We start from the raw sequence: 18,039 nt of genomic DNA, 5'->3' as shown, positions 1-18,039 counted from the left end.
GCATATCTACAATTAATGGAAAAAAAACATTTGTGCATACTTATATGCTTTCTCGCAAACGCGATGGCAATGGCTAGTGCCAATAATCGCACTATCACAGGTGTCGTACTATCTAGTGAAGATGATCAACCATTGATCGGTGCTTCTATATTTGTACCCTCCGACGAATTACAAAAAGCCGGTGTCTCTGAAACCTCTTTAGGTACTATTACTGATTTAGATGGAAAGTTTTCTATATCCGTTCCCGAAAATATAACAAATATTCATTGTAGCTATATCGGATACGAAGAGCAGATAATCAAACTACAAACTGGAAAAAACGATTACCGCATCGTACTCCAAACGTCATCACATACATTAGGAGATGTGGTAGTTACAGGTTACCAGGAATTGGAACGCCGCAAATTAACTGCTGCTATTTCTAAAGTAGACGTAACAGATGCTATGTTAGGTTCTGCAAAAAGTATCGATCAAGCATTGGCTGGACAAATTGCCGGTGTAGCTGTAACCAATACTTCCGGTGCTCCGGGATCTCCAGCGCGTATTCGTATCCGTGGTACTGCTTCCTTGAATGGAACTCAAGATCCTTTGTGGGTATTGGATGGAATTCCTTTGGAAGGTACGGATATTCCTGACCTAGGAGACATTGATAATAATATCGTTGATATAAAGCAATCTTCAATTGCCGGATTAAGCCCTAATGATATTGAAAGTATCACTATTTTGAAAGATGCAGCTGCTACAGCTATTTACGGTGCACGAGCAGCAAATGGTGTAATAATTGTAACGACCAAAAAAGGAAGAACGGGAAAACCCGTAGTCAATTTTAATACAAGGCTTACTTATACTCCTAATTTAGACACCTCACGATTAAACTTACTCAACTCTGAAGAAAAGATTAATCTCGAATTAGAATTGATGAAAGAACCGAATGATATGTATGATCTTCCCGGCTATTACCACAAAGGAGGCATAGCATCTATTCTAAAACAATATGATTTATTTGATGTTTACCAACAGCAAGGCTGGAATGGTCTAACTCCTGAAGCACAGAATGCTATCAACCGATTAAAGACTATCAATACAAATTGGAATGATATCTTATTCAGAGATGCTTTCACACAAGATTATAATTTCAGTATCTCGGGAGGAAGCGAAAAAGTAACCTATTACAACTCATTTGGCTATTCAAAAGAAAATGGTAATGTACCAGGAGTAAGCATGAGCCGCTTCAACTTAACAAGTAAAACATCTTATCAGATGAACAAAATGCTAAAAATTGGTATGTCACTTTTCGCTAATCGCCGAAAAAATACAAACTTCGTAACAGATAATTATGGTTATGCTAATCCTATTTATTATGCCCGTACAGCAAACCCATATTTTGATCCTTACGATATAAATGGAAATTATAATTACGACTATGATATTACCACAGGTGCAGAACCTAATTCTAAAGAAGGTTTCAACATATTTGAAGAACGCGCTAATACAAGTAAGGAAACCGTAGTAACAGCTGTCAATGCTATCTTCAATGCAGACTTACGCTTCAATGATCACTGGAAATTAACATCTCAAGTTGGTTTACAGTGGGATCAATCTGATTTAGAACAATATGTAGGAAAAGATACATACACAATGCGCAATATGCGTGAAAATAGCGTGTATGATAATGGAACAAAATATGTGATCCCTGAAGGAGGAATGCACAAAACAACTGGTACGACTACATCTCAAATTACATGGAAAGTACAAGGAGAGTGGACGCAGTCTTTTAGAGATATACACGAAGTACAAGTAATGGCCGGGTCAGAAATACGTAAAAATTGGCTTGAATCATTAACATCCAATGCTTACGGTTATGATCCTAGAACACTTACAACTAAACCGCTTATCTTCAAAGATGAAGAACAAGCAAAATCATATCCGTTACACACAAAATCCTATTTTGAGAACGCTTTCGCTTCCTTTTATGCCAACGGTTCTTATACTCTTATGAGGCGTTATACGTTAGGGGCAAGTGTTCGTATGGACGGTTCCGACTTATTTGGAGTAGACAAGAAATATCGTTTCTTGCCTATCTATTCTGTCAGTGGATTATGGCGTCTTTCTAACGAACCCTTTATGGAATCATCTAAAAATTGGATAGATAATTTGGCATTGAGGCTTTCTTATGGATTACAAGGTAACATAGACAAAAATACTTCTCCTTATCTTGTAGGAAATTATGGCAATCAAACTATACTTCCAGGTAATACAGAACCAAGTATTTCTATTTCTGGTGCCCCAAATGACAAATTACGCTGGGAAAAAACATCATCGTATAATGTCGGACTTGATTTTTCTGTACTTAACTCTGCCATTAATTTTAGTATAGACTATTATTATCGAAAAGGGACCGATCTTATCGGACGCAAAGATTTACCTCTAGAAAACGGATTTACCGATATGACAATCAATTGGGCTAGTTTGGAAAACAAAGGATTAGAAATTAATCTACAGACACGTAATATTACTACCCGCAACTTCTCTTGGTATACAACATTTAATTTTGCCTATAATTATAATAAAGTATTAAAGGACCGTACAGCCTCAACAAGTACAATGCCTGGACTTGAAGGACATCCGGTAGGCGCAATCTTTGCAATTAAGAGTAAAGTTGATCCAGATACAGGGCGAATACTTATTTATCCGAAAGGAAGCAATGAAGCCGTTACGGTAGAACAACTTTTTGATATGAAAGATGAATGGGGAATTGGTTTTTACGAATACAATCAGGATGCCGAATTTCAACGTAATTTATATGATTATGTTGGTACAAGTGAAGCTCCTTATACTGGTGGTTTTATCAATACATTTAATTATCGTAACTGGGAATTAAGTTTCAACTTCGCTTATAACCTGGGAGCACATGTACGTACTAATCCATCGTATAACATCGTTAGCTTTGATCCTGGACATAATGCAAACAGCGATATCCTTGAACGTTGGACACCTGAAAATCATAGTAGCAAATTCCCTGCCCTTCTCAACCGGAATAATTATCCAGCAGATAATCTGCTTTTTGGAGACATACCATCTATATATAGAAACCTTGATATGTGGGTAAAACGTCTCAGTTATGTACGTCTTCAGAATATAAGATTGGCATACACCCTACCACAAGAATGGTTACGCAAATTTAGTATAAATGGAGCAACTGTCGCCTTAGAAGGTCGCAACTTATTTGTTTTTGGATCCAACTACAAGAACTACATGGACCCGGAATCTATGAGTAATCTCTACTCTACTCCAGTAGCTAAATCAATAACATTTAATCTCAGTCTTAATTTCTAAACCTAAAAATTGCAAATATGTACAAGACAAAAAAAATATATATAGCACTCATGTTCGCAGGAAGTTTCTTTATAACTTCATGTAGCAATTTTTTAGATATACAACCTACGGGAAAAGTTATTCCTAATTCTTTAGAAGAATATAGAGCACTCATGACCACTGTATATTCAGAATCATTAACAGACAGAGGGCTTTGTGATATGCGCACAGGTGATATTACTGTCAGAAATGACGAATATGACCAAAACAACTATAGAGATATTGAAAGATGGGTTCCTAATTATACCTCCGGTACAGAATTTGGTTGGATTTCATACTATGAGAATATATATTATTCCAATGCGATCATAAACAAAAAAGATGAAATAACGCAAGGTACACAAGAAGATATCAATCAATTAGTCGGAGAAGCATATTTCATGAGAGGATATATGCATTTCTTATTGGTCAATCTATATGGGCAGCCTTACACTAAAGAAGGAGCACCTGCTACGAAAGCAGTACCTTTAAAACTAACACTTGATTTAGAAGAAGTACCAACACGTAATACTGTGGGACAAATCTATCTTTCCATACTTTCCGACATTGATAATGCCCGTAAACTTATCAATAAGGAACAATGGGAAACAGGGTATAATTACCGTTTCACTACTATAGCCATTGATGCATTTGAATCACGTGTCCACCTCTATATGGGTGAATGGCAGAAAGCATATGATGCTGCCGAACGTGTAATCGCGAAAAAATCGACATTGGAAGATTACAACAGTGCTGATTTTCAACTGCCAACTCTGTATACTTCAGTAGAATCAATTTCAGCCTATGAAAATGTATACAGCACAACGTCGATCACAGCTTCACAAGCTACTGAAACATTTGTTCAGATGTTTCAGGATGGTGACCTTCGCCTTGCGAAATACATTGGTCCTGTAAATACAGACGGAAACTATCCTATCAAAAAAAATGAAGGAATATCAAAATATAAATGTAGTTTTCGTACTTCTGAATTATATTTAAACTCCGCAGAAGCAGCTGCTCGTTTAAATCAATTGCCTGAAGCACGTAACCGTTTGTTACAACTAATGGAAAAACGATATACTCCAGCCGCATACGAGCAGAAAGAAACTGAAGTAAACAATATGAACCAAGCTGATTTGATCACAGAAATATTAAATGAGCGTGCTCGTGAATTGGCTTTTGAGGGCCATCGTTGGTTTGACTTACGTCGTACTACCCGACCGGAAATTAAGAAAGTATTTAATGAACAAACCATCATTCTACAACAAGATGACGTTCGTTATACATTGCAAATCCCACTAAGTGCAACTAGTGCTAATCCTAATTTAAAGGATTAACTATAAAACTTATATTCGATAGATTAATAATTATGCTGAACTTATAGTATAAATTACTATTCAAGTGATAGTTCACTTACAGACGAATAAGGTATTAGAGGTTATCTCAAAATTGAGATAGCCTCTTTTGCTAATCAATCTTGAAAGATAAGAGAAAAACTTACTCTTTATTCTAAAGCATAAAGTACATTCTCTTTTTTATAACATAAATAAAAATAAGCCGCCTTTCATTCTTAGCTCTACACATAATATCATCCACAATTCTCTACTTACATCCATCTCAACTATTTTTTGCAATAATCAAAAAAACATCTTACCTTTTACGTCTTTTTCTCTCCTTTTACGTCATTATAATAGATCGCGATCATAAAGCTTAAAAAAAGAATAACTAAAAATCAGACATGAAACAAGAATCGATCATCAACAACGAAGATGAGCAAAGTCGTGAACTGGCAGAGCTTATAGAAGCAGAAAGGACACACTTACTACGGTATGCCTGTTACAGAATAGGTAATCTTGCCGATGCTGAAGACGCCGTACAAGACATTTTCGTACAGTTGCATACCAGAGAACAGGAACATAAAGGTCAGACACCGGCAAATATGCGTAACTACTTGTATCGAAGTTTGGCAAACTTATGTACCGATCGCCTGCGAAGGCAATGTTTACAATTTGTATCGTTGGAACAAGTTACAAATTACAGCGAAAACATTCCCGAAGACTTTGAACAAGAGTTTTGCCTCATATCAACTCTACTCGCAACTATTCCCGAAGAACAGGCAGAAGTGATACGACTACGTATCCATAGTGACAAAAGTTTTACTGAAATAGCAGAAATACTGGATATGCCTGTATCATCGGTTAAGTCACGTTTTCAATACGGAATTGAGAAAATAAGAAAGGGACTGAAGGATAAACAGTCCCGAAAAGTAAAAGAACAATAAAATTTATAACATTATGAAATGTGAAGAATTCAAGAAGAATATAGTGGAACTGTGTGACAAAAATACAGACCCGAGATTAATAGACGAATGTATGCGCCATATGGAAGAATGTTCCGAATGTAAATCATATTACGAGGGGTATATGGCGACAGTAAATATGTTGTGTCCACGCTATGCACCAATGACTATACAACCAACATCACCTAAGACAAAGATTGAATCATATACTATTGAAGAGAAACACAGTAAAAAACAACACAAAATTCAACAGTTACGTATAAGATTTACGCAAATAGCAGCAGCTCTAATTATCTTTGTAGCAGGTGTAATGACAGGATTAAGTAATCTATTCTCAACAGATGCAAAAGCTGTTACATCACCATCACTAATTTTCGAACAGGCCATCAGAAACGTACATAATGCAGGCAGTTTTATCATCAACATGAATGCACGCACTCTCCCAAACGAGAATATGGCTTACTTTGATCCTGAAGCCGAATTTATCAAGATTAGTCTAAAAGTGCTACATCAAAATGATTCTACCTTCTGGAGATTAGAAAAAGAAGGAGGAAGAACGATTCTATTCGATGGTCGAGAACAATATATGTGGGATAAGATTGGCTCAAAAGTACGTGGCTCAGTTAATACAGGTTTTATGGAGGACTTCGCTTCATTACTCCAGCCCGAGAAACTTCTGGAACAACAAAAAACAGCTATAGCTGATAACAATAAAGGGAATATTAAAATTTCAGAAGATGACTCCAAAATAGTTATAACGACATATACAGAAATGTACGACAATAACCTCTATTCACTCCTTAATAATTCTAAACAGGAAAAGCACAAATGTATAATGGAAAATGTGTTTACCAAGAACGATGGTCTACTCCGCGAAATAAAGGTATGGATAGAACTAGATGATAAAAAAGTTCTGATTCTCAGCAGTTCCGATATAAAGTATAATACATTATTACGTAAAGAAGATCTATTACATCTTCCCAATATCGACAAATCGCAATGGGTACAAGCTGAGGAACCGCTATTAAAAGAAGGAGTACGTCTACAAACTCTGCAAAATGAAACAGCAACAGATGCAGCACGCAGAATTTTAACAGCAATCACTAGCGGGAACTCCGAACAAGCCAAAGAAGCTCTCCGAGCCTACGACCAGACGGAACTCACCAAGAGATTAAAAGGGTGCAAAGTCTCAGAGTTCAGTATGCCTAAAAAGAAGGACGACTATGCAGGTGTATACATATTCTACAAATTGACTCAACCGGATGGAACATCCCAAATGCACTATATAGCTCTACGTCAAAACAATGATCAGAGAATATGGATACTTGACGGAGGAATTTAGTTTCTAAAAATCAGGCACAAAATAAATAGGCAACACGATCCCTGTTGTAAAACATCCCCTTACGAATAACAACGTAAGGGGATTATGCGTATATTCGAACATCTATAATCCTCAATACGAAACATCATGATCATAGGAGTTCCCAAAGAAATCAAAAACAACGAGAATCGGGTAGGTATGACACCTTCCGGAGTTGCCGAATTAGTAAAGCGAGGACATCAGGTATATATTCAGCATACAGCTGGCATTAACAGTGGTTTCTCTGACGAAGCATATCTTTCTGTAGGTGCACAGATTTTACCAGCCATAGAAGATATCCATTCCATTTCAGAAATGATTGTAAAGGTGAAAGAGCCAATCGCACCAGAATATAATCTGATAAAGAAGGGACAGTTATTATTCACCTATTTTCATTTAGCATCAGATAAAGAACTGACATTAGCTATGATTGACACAAGTCTGTTTGTCTTGCCTATGAAACCGTAGAGAAAGAAGACCACTCATTGCCATTACTTATTCCTATGAGTGAAGTTGCCGGACGTATGTCTATTCAGGAAGGTGCACATTTTCTGGAAAATGCTTACTTTGATGCAACCAGGTACAGTACTTGTCGATGTTGCAATTGACCAAGGAGGATGTTTTGAAACATCACACCCCACTACACATAGCGCACCGACTTATGTCATAAACGGTATTGTTCATTATGCTGTGGCTAATATTCCAGGAGCTGTGCCCTATACTTCTACTTTGGCATTAACCAACGCCACCCTTCCCTATGTTATCGCACTAGCCAATAAAGGATGGAAGAAAGCCTGTAAAGAAGATACCTCATTAGCTCTGGGACTGAACATTGTAGGAGGAAAGGTCACATATAAAGCAGTAGCAGATGTATTCGAGCTTAAATATGACCCAATAAGCCTTTAGTCCAGAAAACTTTATAATAAAAGACTATCTTATAGACATTTAGCTCTCTCAACTTTTGCTATTAATAACTTTATAATTAGCAAATAAGAGAAAACATCTTAGGATAAGGAGAAATCTTGTTTTCCTTTAAATGAAAAGATCTTTTTTATTTAAATCAAACTATAACCGCAAGCTTCGGTTATAATTCTATTACAATAAAAATAAGTTTTATTTCAGAGATAAACAAGTAATCTTCCTTCTAAACAGACATTATTTATAGGACTAATATTAATCCTCAATAACCTATAATCTTATAAATTATAATCTTTTCCCACTGCCCTTTGAAAAGCCTCCACCAGTTCTCGCATTACCTCTTCAACATTCTGCTGACGTGAAATTAATGCAGAAACTTGTCCTATTTCCAATTCACCTTCTTCCAAATCTCCTTCAAAGATACCTTTTTTAGCACGACCTTTTCCCAACAAAACACGCAGTTCTTCAACTGAAGCACCTTCATTCTCTGCTTTCTCTACCACATCGCGAAAATGATTCTTTACCAAACGCGTAGGAGCTAATTTCTTTAATAACAATTTAGTATCCCCTTCTCCAAGACTCAAGCAGTATTCTTTAAAAATTTGACTTGCTGAACTTTCATCGGCTAATGCGAAACGAGTTCCTATTTGCACTCCTTCAGCTCCCAACACCATAGCAGCAAGCATACCTTCACCCGTACCAATACCTCCGGCAGCAATTAGAGGCAATGTCGTTGCATTACGTACAGCAGGAATCAGACAAAATGTTGTTGTTTCTTCTCTCCCGTTATGCCCACCTGCTTCGAATCCTTCAGCAACTACAGCATCGACTCCCGCTTCCTCACATTTCACAGCAAAACGAGAAGATGAAACAACATGAACAACAGTAACACCTCGTTCTTTCAACCATCCGGTCCATGTCTTAGGATTCCCTGCAGAAGTAAATATAATCTTTACTCCTTCCTCCACTACAATATTCATAATCTCTTCTATCTGAGGATACATTAAAGGAATATTCACACCGAAAGGATGAATTGTTGCCGCACGACACTTATGAATATGCTCACGAAGAGTTTCAGGATGCATTGATCCAGCACCGATTAGCCCTAAACCTCCGGCATTACTTACAGCGGAAGCAAGACGCCAACCACTACACCAAACCATCCCTGCCTGAATAATAGGATATTGAATTCCAAAGAGAGAAGTAATTCTATTCATAATTATATATCTTTTTTATGTGCTAATTATCAATGTTCCAATGAAAAAAAACAGTGAATTAATATAGCAATTAGTAGATTACTATGTTGTATAATAATAACATTTTCAGCGAGCAATCTGTTCAATAGGAACATTAATCATCACATTAGTCGAATCTCCATATGTACGCAGGACTTCCAGAGTTCTGTCACGAGTCTCCAGCCTCTTCTTACTCCAGAAATCTCGCGTAAACATAGCCATTAAGTCAAGTCCACCAATAGCTCCTCCACTGATATATACACCACCTTTACCAAGAGGGATATTAGAACTCTTAGTATATAACAACTGACGAAGTTCATAAAAAGGATCTCCACGCCAGGTATTTTTAGTAACTCTTATTTTTTTCTGATAAACCGGATCCCAATCATAGGGAGTAGTAGCAGTATAAGGTGTCAATGTAAGAACGACCTTCGGTTTAGGTAAAACCTGAGGAAGAGACTCATCAAAATGCATCCAGCTTTTCTCCTTAGACATCCGAGGAGTTCCTGCCGCATTGCCAAAATCTATCGACTTTACCGCATCAGGATTTAAAATCAGCTCCTGTTCACCATCAAACAAGTTTTTCACATGCAAAGAATCTTTCGAGGTCCATTCTTGTGCATACATTAATAAAGTCGTTAAAGACAGTGCCATAGCTGTAACCAAACGTTTCATCAATCTCTCCATTCTTCTCACTTATGTTTACTATAATCCTTAAGTACGCTTATAGTACGCGTACGCATCCGCTTCTTTCGAAACTGCCAGAAATCTTTAGTAAAAACTTGCAGCAAATCTAAACCGAAAAACAGTCCTCCATCCACCCTGACTCCATTACCTAACGATATACCATCGGGCGGAGGTAAATTGATGCCCATCGATACTACCAATGTATCCAAAGGTAAGGGAACATAAGTTGATTTATAGGTTTCCAACATGATAAAAGGAAGCGTCCTATTGGACAACCGCCGGCTGTCATATAATGAATCTGATTCCACCACTGTAGAAGGAGCAATAACTCTTGGAAGTGATTTGTCAAAACGCATCCATAATTTCTCATTGGACATACGGGGATTCTCCACACTGTTATCAAACTTAATTCTTTTGACAGCCTCTTTGTTCAGATTCAATTCTTCACCATTTTCCAACGAATTCTTTAATCGCAAAGAATCTTCTGCAGTCCATTGAGCATAACACTTCCCTGTCAGCAGTATCAAAACTAACGATATAAACAAACGTGCTGACATTTTTGCTCATTTTTCTATCTGGAAAACATTTTTTGTTATTACCACCAACGGTAACCCGTTCCACAAAGCGGTTCATCATAGCATGGATCAATCGTCCAAGCTGTTCTCGGATATTTCCGTCCTTCCCACCAACGCCTGTAACAAGCAGCGGCATCGAGCACTTCTTCATCCGTCAAGAAATAAATAGCTTCATAATTCTCAGCATTCGCCAATACCATTTTACATCCTAACGACGGTGGTGTTCCTTGCCTAATAAATTCTATCATCCAAAGCATACACTCACCCAAACGGATCTTCCCGTTATTCATATTATAGACTGACGGAAAAGAAGGAATAATGGTTAAATCTTCCGCATACTTCAACAGTTCAGGAATATCTTCTTCGGTGAAGTGAGGTACTTCTATCACTCCTTTTTCATTTTCCATCTTATACGTACCAGCCTTCAGTTGCTTGACAAAAAGGGTAACATCAGGATTATTGTAATCCATTTCTTCACTGCTGCATCCCACCAAGGATATCATCAGGCAAACAGCCATACACAGCATAATAAGTGTTTTTTTCATTTCCATAAAAGTTAATACGTCATGCGAAGCCCGCAAAGCAAATTAAAATTAGTTGGTCTTTTCGTACGTACCGTAGCCAGTTTCGAGTCAGTCTTGAAATGATGTGAAACACCTGGTTCGGCAAAAAGTGCAAATTGATCATTGATCTTATAGTTAATTCCTATACCGGCAGTTACCGCCAGTTGAATAGGTTCTTCCTTAAAACTATTATCAGGCGCTCCGGCTATACATTTATCAGCAATTCCACCCACAGATGCATAAATATCAACCTTCTTTGTATCAGCCAATGTTATATTAAGTTTTACCGGAATACCCAGATAATTCAAAGTCTGTTCATTAGAACGAAGGTTCGAATAGAGTAATCCGGTTTCTATTGCCAAGAATTTATTCAATTTCCGTTCCATTGTTACTCCTGCCGAGACAGGCATTTTATACGCTCCGTCTTCTGCCGGTAGAGCAGTTCCTATCTGAGCTTTCATTGCCCAATTATGTTTTTTATCTACTTTCGCATGATCCAGATGACTCACAACATCATTTTTTTGTTCTGTAACTGCTGCCGACTCCGGCTGTTTATTGGTTGCTTGCCAATAATCCTTGCGTCTTCTCATCCGATTATCATTTTCCACAGAGGTTGTCGAAGAAAGAGTAATCGACATAGATACTGTGATAGAAATAGAATCTTCTCCATCGACATATTGAGAAAGTATTCCATACGTTTTCGGTGCAGGCTTTGCCAATACCGGTTGCACAGGCTGAGGTAACTGATTAACACGTATTCCGTCTCCATCCAAAACCCCTCCTTGTGTCACAGCCAATTGGGTAAACGCTTCTTCAATCTCATCTTTTGGGGAAAGATACCAGAACGTAGCCGATGATGCTGCCAACACCAACAATACGGATGCAGCAGCTGCCACACGGAAAAGCAATAACCGACGACGATGTTGGCAAGCCACAGGAATATCCTGCGAAAGTTCTTCCCAGAATCCCTCCCGGACAGTCATCCCGGTATCGGCAAGACGTGTACGAAACAGGTCGGTTATTTCATCTTTTTCTTTCTTCATACTTCCTATATTCTTTAATTCTTTTTGCTAACAAATATTTGGCCCGATGTAACTGCGAAGTAGATGAATGCTCTTTTATGTGAAGCATCTTAGCTATTTCTTTATGAGATTTCTCTTCAAACACATAAAGGTTGAATACGGTTCGGCAACCATCCGGCAATTCGGCAACAAAAGCCATCAATTGTTCTTCGGAGATCCCCTCTCCTCCTCCCGAGACCGAAATATCCGGAATATCGGGAAGCTGATCTTCATGTATTACCAACTGACTGACTCTTTTCTTACGTCTAAGATAATCGAGTGATTGTGTTACCATCACTCGGGTAATCCACGTACTGAGTGAAGATTCTCCCCGAAAGGAGAAATTGGTAAAAATCTTGATGAAACCATCATGTAGCACATCATGTGCCGCATCCATATCGCCCGTATAACGATAACATATCGCTAACATCTGTTTGGAAAAGAGGGTGTAAAGTTCCTTACGGGCTGAATCCTTTCCTGCCCGACACCCCTTTATCAGTTCTATCTCGTTTTCCAAAGTCAATGTCTTTTAATCGAACGTATGTCTGCGCCGTTTATTCTTTAGACGCAGGTATTAGAAAAATGCTGCAATGAGAAATGTTAAAGAATAAAAAAAGAAACCTTTCTCTGCCCTTCTCCCAAGGAGAAAGAGATAGAGAAAGGCTTCAACTATTCTTTTATATTTTAGCTACATGCTAATAATCGCTCTAAAAGCGTTTAGCATGCCTTAAAACTCATATCAAGTCCTTTCACAGAATGAGTCAAAGCACCTACGGATATAAAGTCTACACCACATTCGGCATAATCACGAAGTGTATCGAAAGTAATTCCACCGGAAGATTCGGTTTCATATTTACCTGCTACCATTTCTACTGCCTTTTTCGTCATTTCAGGCGTGAAATTATCAAACATGATACGATCCACACCTCCCAAATCGAGTACTTGTTGCAGTTCATCAAAGTTACGAACTTCGATTTCTATTTTCAGGTCTTTACCCTTTGCCTTACAATAATCTTTTGCACGAGTAATCGCTTTATCAATGCCACCTGCAAAATCCACATGATTATCTTTCAGCAAAATCATATCAAATAAACCGATACGGTGATTCACCCCACCGCCAATCTTCACTGCCATCTTTTCAAGAATACGCATTCCCGGAGTTGTTTTACGAGTATCCAGCACTCTTGTATGAGTACCTTCCAACTGTTTAGCATATTTACGAGTCATCGTGGCAATTCCGCTCATACGTTGCATGACATTCAACATCAGGCGTTCCGTTTGAAGCAGTGACTGAACTTTGCCTTCCACTACCATTGCTATGTCACCCGGCTTTACTTCATTTCCGTCATTGATAAATACTTCAACCTTCATTGTAGGGTCAAAGCGGTTGAAAATTTCTTTGGCAACTTCGATTCCCGCCAATACACCGGCTTCTTTAATCAAAAGTTTAGATTTCCCCATAGCAGTATCGGGAATACACGAAAGCGTGGTATGATCACCATCGCCAATATCTTCTGCAAAAGCAAGATCGATCAGTTTGTCGATCAGTTCTTTTTCCTTATTCATTGATTTTTTCAATCCTTATTTGATGAATTAAATATTGATCTTTCATTTTCTTCAGGAAGCAGTTCACACGGAATTTTCCTTTGGACGTAGCTAACGTACCAACTATAAAACTCGATTCATCCCGTTTTCCCTGATGATTTACAGTGAAACCATTGACTTTATTTTCAGTAAAGAAATCCTGCATCATAGCTGTAGCTTTCTGCTTGTCAAGGTTTGTCGAGCGACCTTGGAGCACCAAGTTTACCTTGTCTCCCATATACTTACTGAGCTCTTTCGAACTACCTCTCTTAAATGCCGTTATCACGCCTTCCGGTACCTCCTGTGCCATAAGCAATGAGATTGAAAGAAGCAAAGCGGTCATTCCTAAAAGCACTCGTTTCTTCATAAATCCAAGCTTTTTGGTTGAAGTTTAAGCATTAAACTTTCACCTAATGATAGGCAAAGGTAAGCATTAATTGCAGAATAACATAAAAAATGCCTATTTTTGTGCTGTAATCCTAATAACAGGCGCATGAAAACAACTCTGCTCGTCGTTGGACGAACCGTAGAAAAACATTTTATTACTGCTATAGATGACTATATTCAACGGACGAAATATCTTCTTTCGTTCGATATGGAGGTAATTCCCGAACTAAAAAACACAAAGAATCTTTTCTATGGATCAACAAAAAGCAAAAGAAGGTGAACTGATTCTTAAAGCTTTGCAGCCGGGAGACGTCATTGTATTACTCGACGAACATGGCAAAGAGATGCGCTCCATAGAGTTTGCCGATTACATGAAACGAAAGATGAATACAGTAAACAAACGACTGGTATTTATCATCGGAGGACCTTATGGTTTCTCTGAAAAGGTATATCAGGCAGCACACGAAAAGATTTCAATGTCGAAGATGACCTTTTCGCATCAGATGATCCGACTGATCTTTGTAGAACAGATTTATCGGGCAATGACCATCTTGAACGGAGGACCTTATCATCACGAATAAAAAGCATTCCCCTTCATTCCCCCAATTTAAACCTATAATGGTAATTTGCAGAAATGAAGCTATATCAAAATACCGACTATCAGTTTTGATATAGCTTCTTTTTATGCTCTACGACATATTTAATATCTTTTTGCATCTCTCTCTCTTGTTTTTATCTACTCGCCTTTATATTTGATTCAAATCTGAAACAATATTTCAAATATGAAAAATACAATTCCAAATATGAAAAAAAGCAAAGAGAATTATAAGGTTCCAAACTTAGAAAAAGGGATTGCCATACTTGAATATCTGTCCCTTTGTCCTCGGGGAGAAACCCTTCAAGAGATTAAATCCATTCTTGATATTTCTCAAACCACTGCTTATCGTATTTTAAGTACATTGGTTCGGTTGGATTATTTGGTTTATCATGATGACACAAAGCGTTATAAGTTATCCAGGAAATTACTGACATTGGGATTTCGGTCATTGAATGAGCATAATTTATTGGAAACCGTTCTACCGCGTTTACGTGATTTAAGAGATGAAGTGCAGGAAACATCCTGCTTTGGAGTATTGGGAGAAAAGAAAGGAATCTTCATTGAACAGGCACAAGGAAACCATACGTTTCGTTTCGTCCTCTCACCGGGAAAACTTTTTGAATTGCATTGCTCTGCTCCGGGAAAAGCAATCATGGCTTATCTTCCCAATAATGTTAGAGACCGGTATTTATCATATATGGAATTTACACGTTACAATGACCGGACCATCACTTCATGTGAAGACTATTTAAAAGAATTAGAAATAGTGCGCAAACATGGATATGCAATAGACAATGAAGAAGAACTCACCGGAGTGATCTGTATCGGTTCTCCTATATTTAATTATATAGGCTATCCTTGTGGGGCAATCTGGATTTCCGGACCTAAAGACCGTTTATCCAAAGAAGTGATTCGTTCTTCAGCGGCTTGTATCAAGAAAATTGCATTGGAGATTTCGGAAGAGCTAGGATACAGTAAACGATAACACGATATATTATTATGAGAAATAAGTATAAAGGTACATTAAGATACGTATGGCTGATTTGCCTTATTTTTTCCAATATCGCTTTTCTTTCGGCTGGAACTTCCCCCCTGTTTCCAACAAGCATTACTGTAAATGAAAAAGGTGAATTATTGATTGCAGAAAAAGGAACTAAAAAGGTCGATATCTTTTCTCCTGATGGAAAAACGCTCTTACATTCTTTTCAGTTGGATGATACTCCAACAGGAATCTTATCGGACGGTAACAAAATATATGTAACAACTTTTGAAACCATAGGACGTTTACAGATATTATCTTCGGAATCAGGTAAAGTAGAGAAGTCAATTATTACCGGTTCAGGAGCTTGCTATCCCTTGTTTAGTTCGGATAAAAAGTATATTTATGTATGTAATCAGTTTCAGAATACAGTATCTAAAGTCGATATAGAGAAAAAAGAAGTAATAGCGACAGTAAATGTATTACGAGAACCCAAGTCAGCCGTATTAAGTAAAGATGGTAAATATCTGTATGTCACAAATTTCCTACCCGCACAACGGGCTGATGTCAATTATGTAGCAGCGTGTATTTCCGTAATAAAAGTAGATCGATTTACTAAAGTAAAAGATATCCAATTAGCTAATGGTAGCAACGCATTACGTGGAATTTGCATTACTCCGGATGGGAAATATATCTATGTCTCACATAATCTCGGACGGTTCACAGTACCCACTTCCCAGCTGCAACAAGGATGGATGAATACAAGTGCCTTTAGTATTATAGACGTCGCTAAACAAGAATTTCTGGGAGCTGTGGTTGTGGACGAACCGGAACGTGGAGCAGCAGGTATCTGGAGTATCGTTTGCAATGACCAATCAATCTTTATCTCCCACTCCGGCACGCATGAGGTAAGCGTTATCAACCATAAAGCAATGTTGGATAAGTTTTTGAATTATCCCGATAAGTCTGCATTAGATTACGACTTGACATTCCTTTATGGCATACGTAAACGTATACCTTTACGGGGAAACGGACCACGCAGTATGGTTCTGACAGATACCAAATTGATTCTTCCCACATACTTTGCTGATATTTTAAATATGATGGATATCAATACCCATCAGTTGATGACCGTAGAAATGAATCCCGGACGTGAAGAGAGTTTAGAAAATAAAGGTGAACGTTATTTCAACGATGCGTCACATTGTTTCCAAAATTGGCAGAGTTGCAATGGTTGTCATCCGGGAGATGCACGCACCGACGGTATGAACTGGGACTTGATGAATGATGGAATAGGTAATCCAAAGAACTGCAAAAGTTTATTATTCAGTCACGTAACTCCTCCTAACATGATTTCCGGTATTCGCGAACATGCAGAACGTGCTGTAAGAGCCGGTTTTAACTTTATCCAGTTTTATGATGTATCAGAGGAAGATGCAGTCTGTGTGGATGCCTATTTAAAGTCACTTCGCCCTGTTAGCAGTCCTTATCTGGTTAATGGAGAGCTATCGGAGAAAGCCAAAACAGGAAAGGAAGTATTTGATCGGTTGCAATGTGGAGAGTGTCATAGCGGCAGTTATTATACAGACATGAAAATGCACCGAATCGGTGACGACATTGAGTTCGAGAAAGGTTGGGATACTCCTACCCTACGTGAAGTATGGCGCACAGCTCCTTATCTTTTTGACGGGCGTGCAGCAACAATGAAAGAAGTCTTCGAAGTACATAAGCATGGCATTTCTAAGAAGATATCCGAAAAAGACATAGAAGCATTGACCGAATATGTGAACTCATTATAAACCATATTGATCAGTAAAACAACTACTAAAATTTTAAACACTAAAGAATATGAAGTATCTAAAAAAGTACACGAATGCCGACTATTATAAGAACGGTGAATTTCAGCAAGATGTTGCCATAGAAGCCATGAAAGACATGTTTGCATATTATGGAGTACCATTTACAGAACTAATGGCTAAAGACATATGGGTAACAGACTTTAGACTGGGAGATTTTGAGCATGTAGGGATGGGTGGTATTTTCTGGGTAAACGATCCCGAATATAAATACTTCGCCCATGCCATTTATTTATTGCCCGACCAGATGATTCCTGAACATGCACATGTAGCAACCAATTTCCCTGCCAAACACGAATCATGGATGGTAGAAAAAGGCTGGGTTTATAACTTCTCAGAAATAGGAGACGAAACACCCGAAGCTCCAACCATTGCGGCTAGCCATGGTCCTATCAAAAGTAAAAACTATATGATCCAGAAAGTGGGTGATGTACTTCGCTTAAAAGAATTGGGAACCTATCATTTTATGATGGCGGGTCCCGAAGGTGCGGTTGTCAGCGAATGGGCATGTTACCATGATAATGATGGCTTGCGTTTCACTAATCCGATAGCTGCTTTATAACAAGATGTAATACTTTATCAT

14 protein-coding genes and 3 pseudogenes are annotated in these 18,039 nt (G+C 38.1%); 9 read left to right on the top strand and 8 right to left on the bottom strand.

Annotated features, from left to right (window positions below; all coding sequences use genetic code 11):
* Positions 1–15: 15 nt before the first annotated feature.
* From EJF25_RS14530 to EJF25_RS14510, 5 genes and pseudogenes are all read left to right on the top strand, one after another.
* The gene (locus tag EJF25_RS14530) at positions 16–3,336 is read left to right on the top strand and encodes a SusC/RagA family TonB-linked outer membrane protein (RefSeq protein ID WP_125041772.1); all 3,321 of its coding nucleotides are present in this window, start codon (positions 16–18) and stop codon (positions 3,334–3,336) included.
* A 17-nt stretch (positions 3,337–3,353) separates the two neighbouring features.
* Positions 3,354–4,691 carry a RagB/SusD family nutrient uptake outer membrane protein gene (locus EJF25_RS14525; protein ID WP_125041771.1) on the top strand — a complete coding sequence of 446 codons (1,338 nt, stop codon included), beginning with the start codon at positions 3,354–3,356 and terminating at the stop codon, positions 4,689–4,691.
* 401 nt (positions 4,692–5,092) lie between these two features.
* Positions 5,093–5,635 carry an RNA polymerase sigma factor gene (locus EJF25_RS14520; protein WP_125041770.1) on the top strand — a complete coding sequence of 181 codons (543 nt, stop codon included), beginning with the start codon at positions 5,093–5,095 and terminating at the stop codon, positions 5,633–5,635.
* A gap of 13 nt (positions 5,636–5,648) precedes the next feature.
* Positions 5,649–6,995 (top strand): zf-HC2 domain-containing protein, encoded by a 1,347-nt coding sequence (locus tag EJF25_RS14515; RefSeq protein ID WP_125041769.1) that lies wholly within the window; start codon positions 5,649–5,651, stop codon positions 6,993–6,995.
* Between the two features lie 126 nt (positions 6,996–7,121).
* Positions 7,122–7,919: pseudogene (locus EJF25_RS14510) on the top strand (alanine dehydrogenase).
* Positions 7,920–8,209: 290 nt separating this feature from the next.
* Here the strand turns inward: EJF25_RS14510 and EJF25_RS14505 are convergent.
* From EJF25_RS14505 to EJF25_RS14470, 8 genes are all read right to left on the bottom strand, one after another.
* Positions 8,210–9,148 carry an NAD(P)H-dependent flavin oxidoreductase gene (locus EJF25_RS14505; RefSeq protein ID WP_125041768.1) on the bottom strand — a complete coding sequence of 313 codons (939 nt, stop codon included), beginning with the start codon at positions 9,146–9,148 and terminating at the stop codon, positions 8,210–8,212.
* Between the two features lie 105 nt (positions 9,149–9,253).
* On the bottom strand, positions 9,254–9,853 hold the full coding sequence (locus EJF25_RS14500; protein WP_125041767.1) for a DUF4858 domain-containing protein: 600 nt from the start codon (positions 9,851–9,853) through the stop codon (positions 9,254–9,256).
* Between the two features lie 5 nt (positions 9,854–9,858).
* A complete protein-coding gene (locus EJF25_RS14495) occupies positions 9,859–10,410 on the bottom strand; it encodes a DUF4858 domain-containing protein (RefSeq protein ID WP_125041766.1) in 552 nt (183 codons plus the stop codon).
* 38 nt (positions 10,411–10,448) lie between these two features.
* Complete coding sequence (locus EJF25_RS14490; RefSeq protein WP_200832916.1) at positions 10,449–10,973, bottom strand: DUF4943 family protein; 525 nt, start codon at positions 10,971–10,973, stop codon at positions 10,449–10,451.
* An 11-nt stretch (positions 10,974–10,984) separates the two neighbouring features.
* Complete coding sequence (locus EJF25_RS14485; RefSeq protein ID WP_125041765.1) at positions 10,985–12,034, bottom strand: porin family protein; 1,050 nt, start codon at positions 12,032–12,034, stop codon at positions 10,985–10,987.
* Positions 12,015–12,569, bottom strand: a complete 555-nt coding sequence (locus EJF25_RS14480) for an RNA polymerase sigma factor (protein WP_125041764.1) — start codon at positions 12,567–12,569, stop codon at positions 12,015–12,017. The genes EJF25_RS14485 and EJF25_RS14480 overlap by 20 nt, the downstream gene beginning before the upstream one ends.
* A 200-nt stretch (positions 12,570–12,769) precedes the next feature.
* A complete protein-coding gene (gene nadC, locus EJF25_RS14475; protein ID WP_125041763.1) occupies positions 12,770–13,618 on the bottom strand; it encodes a carboxylating nicotinate-nucleotide diphosphorylase in 849 nt (282 codons plus the stop codon).
* Positions 13,611–14,003: a DUF4783 domain-containing protein gene (locus tag EJF25_RS14470; RefSeq protein WP_125041762.1), complete on the bottom strand. Its 393-nt coding sequence runs from the start codon at positions 14,001–14,003 to the stop codon at positions 13,611–13,613. Before EJF25_RS14470 ends, nadC begins: the two co-directional genes overlap by 8 nt.
* A gap of 126 nt (positions 14,004–14,129) precedes the next feature.
* Here EJF25_RS14470 and rlmH point away from each other — a divergent pair.
* The 4 genes and pseudogenes from rlmH to EJF25_RS14450 all read left to right on the top strand — a co-directional run.
* Positions 14,130–14,604 (top strand): annotated as a pseudogene (gene rlmH / locus EJF25_RS14465) (23S rRNA (pseudouridine(1915)-N(3))-methyltransferase RlmH).
* A gap of 201 nt (positions 14,605–14,805) precedes the next feature.
* The gene (locus EJF25_RS14460; protein ID WP_125041761.1) at positions 14,806–15,606 is read left to right on the top strand and encodes an IclR family transcriptional regulator; all 801 of its coding nucleotides are present in this window, start codon (positions 14,806–14,808) and stop codon (positions 15,604–15,606) included.
* A gap of 14 nt (positions 15,607–15,620) precedes the next feature.
* On the top strand, positions 15,621–17,399 hold the full coding sequence (locus tag EJF25_RS14455) for a YncE family protein (protein ID WP_125041760.1): 1,779 nt from the start codon (positions 15,621–15,623) through the stop codon (positions 17,397–17,399).
* A 43-nt stretch (positions 17,400–17,442) separates the two neighbouring features.
* Positions 17,443–18,018, top strand: a pseudogene (locus EJF25_RS14450) (cupin domain-containing protein); the annotation flags it as partial.
* Between the last annotated feature and the right edge of the window lie 21 nt (positions 18,019–18,039).

Source organism: Bacteroides faecalis (assembly GCF_003865075.1).
GTDB classification, from domain to species: Bacteria; Bacteroidota; Bacteroidia; order Bacteroidales; family Bacteroidaceae; genus Bacteroides; species Bacteroides faecalis.
This window is presented reverse-complemented; position numbering and strand designations above follow the sequence as displayed.

Excerpts from the sequence above, each read along its gene's own strand:
- EJF25_RS14530 (WP_125041772.1), top strand. The coding sequence starts at position 16 with ATGGAAAAAAAACATTTGTGCATACTTATATGCTTTCTCGCAAACGCG.
- EJF25_RS14525 (WP_125041771.1), top strand. The coding sequence starts at position 3,354 with ATGTACAAGACAAAAAAAATATATATAGCACTCATGTTCGCAGGAAGT.
- EJF25_RS14520 (WP_125041770.1), top strand. The coding sequence starts at position 5,093 with ATGAAACAAGAATCGATCATCAACAACGAAGATGAGCAAAGTCGTGAA.
- EJF25_RS14515 (WP_125041769.1), top strand. The coding sequence starts at position 5,649 with ATGAAATGTGAAGAATTCAAGAAGAATATAGTGGAACTGTGTGACAAA.
- EJF25_RS14505 (WP_125041768.1), bottom strand. The coding sequence starts at position 9,148 with ATGAATAGAATTACTTCTCTCTTTGGAATTCAATATCCTATTATTCAG.
- EJF25_RS14500 (WP_125041767.1), bottom strand. The coding sequence starts at position 9,853 with ATGGAGAGATTGATGAAACGTTTGGTTACAGCTATGGCACTGTCTTTA.
- EJF25_RS14495 (WP_125041766.1), bottom strand. The coding sequence starts at position 10,410 with ATGTCAGCACGTTTGTTTATATCGTTAGTTTTGATACTGCTGACAGGG.
- EJF25_RS14490 (WP_200832916.1), bottom strand. The coding sequence starts at position 10,973 with ATGAAAAAAACACTTATTATGCTGTGTATGGCTGTTTGCCTGATGATA.
- EJF25_RS14485 (WP_125041765.1), bottom strand. The coding sequence starts at position 12,034 with ATGAAGAAAGAAAAAGATGAAATAACCGACCTGTTTCGTACACGTCTT.
- nadC (WP_125041763.1), bottom strand. The coding sequence starts at position 13,618 with ATGAATAAGGAAAAAGAACTGATCGACAAACTGATCGATCTTGCTTTT.
- EJF25_RS14470 (WP_125041762.1), bottom strand. The coding sequence starts at position 14,003 with ATGAAGAAACGAGTGCTTTTAGGAATGACCGCTTTGCTTCTTTCAATC.
- EJF25_RS14460 (WP_125041761.1), top strand. The coding sequence starts at position 14,806 with ATGAAAAATACAATTCCAAATATGAAAAAAAGCAAAGAGAATTATAAG.
- EJF25_RS14455 (WP_125041760.1), top strand. The coding sequence starts at position 15,621 with ATGAGAAATAAGTATAAAGGTACATTAAGATACGTATGGCTGATTTGC.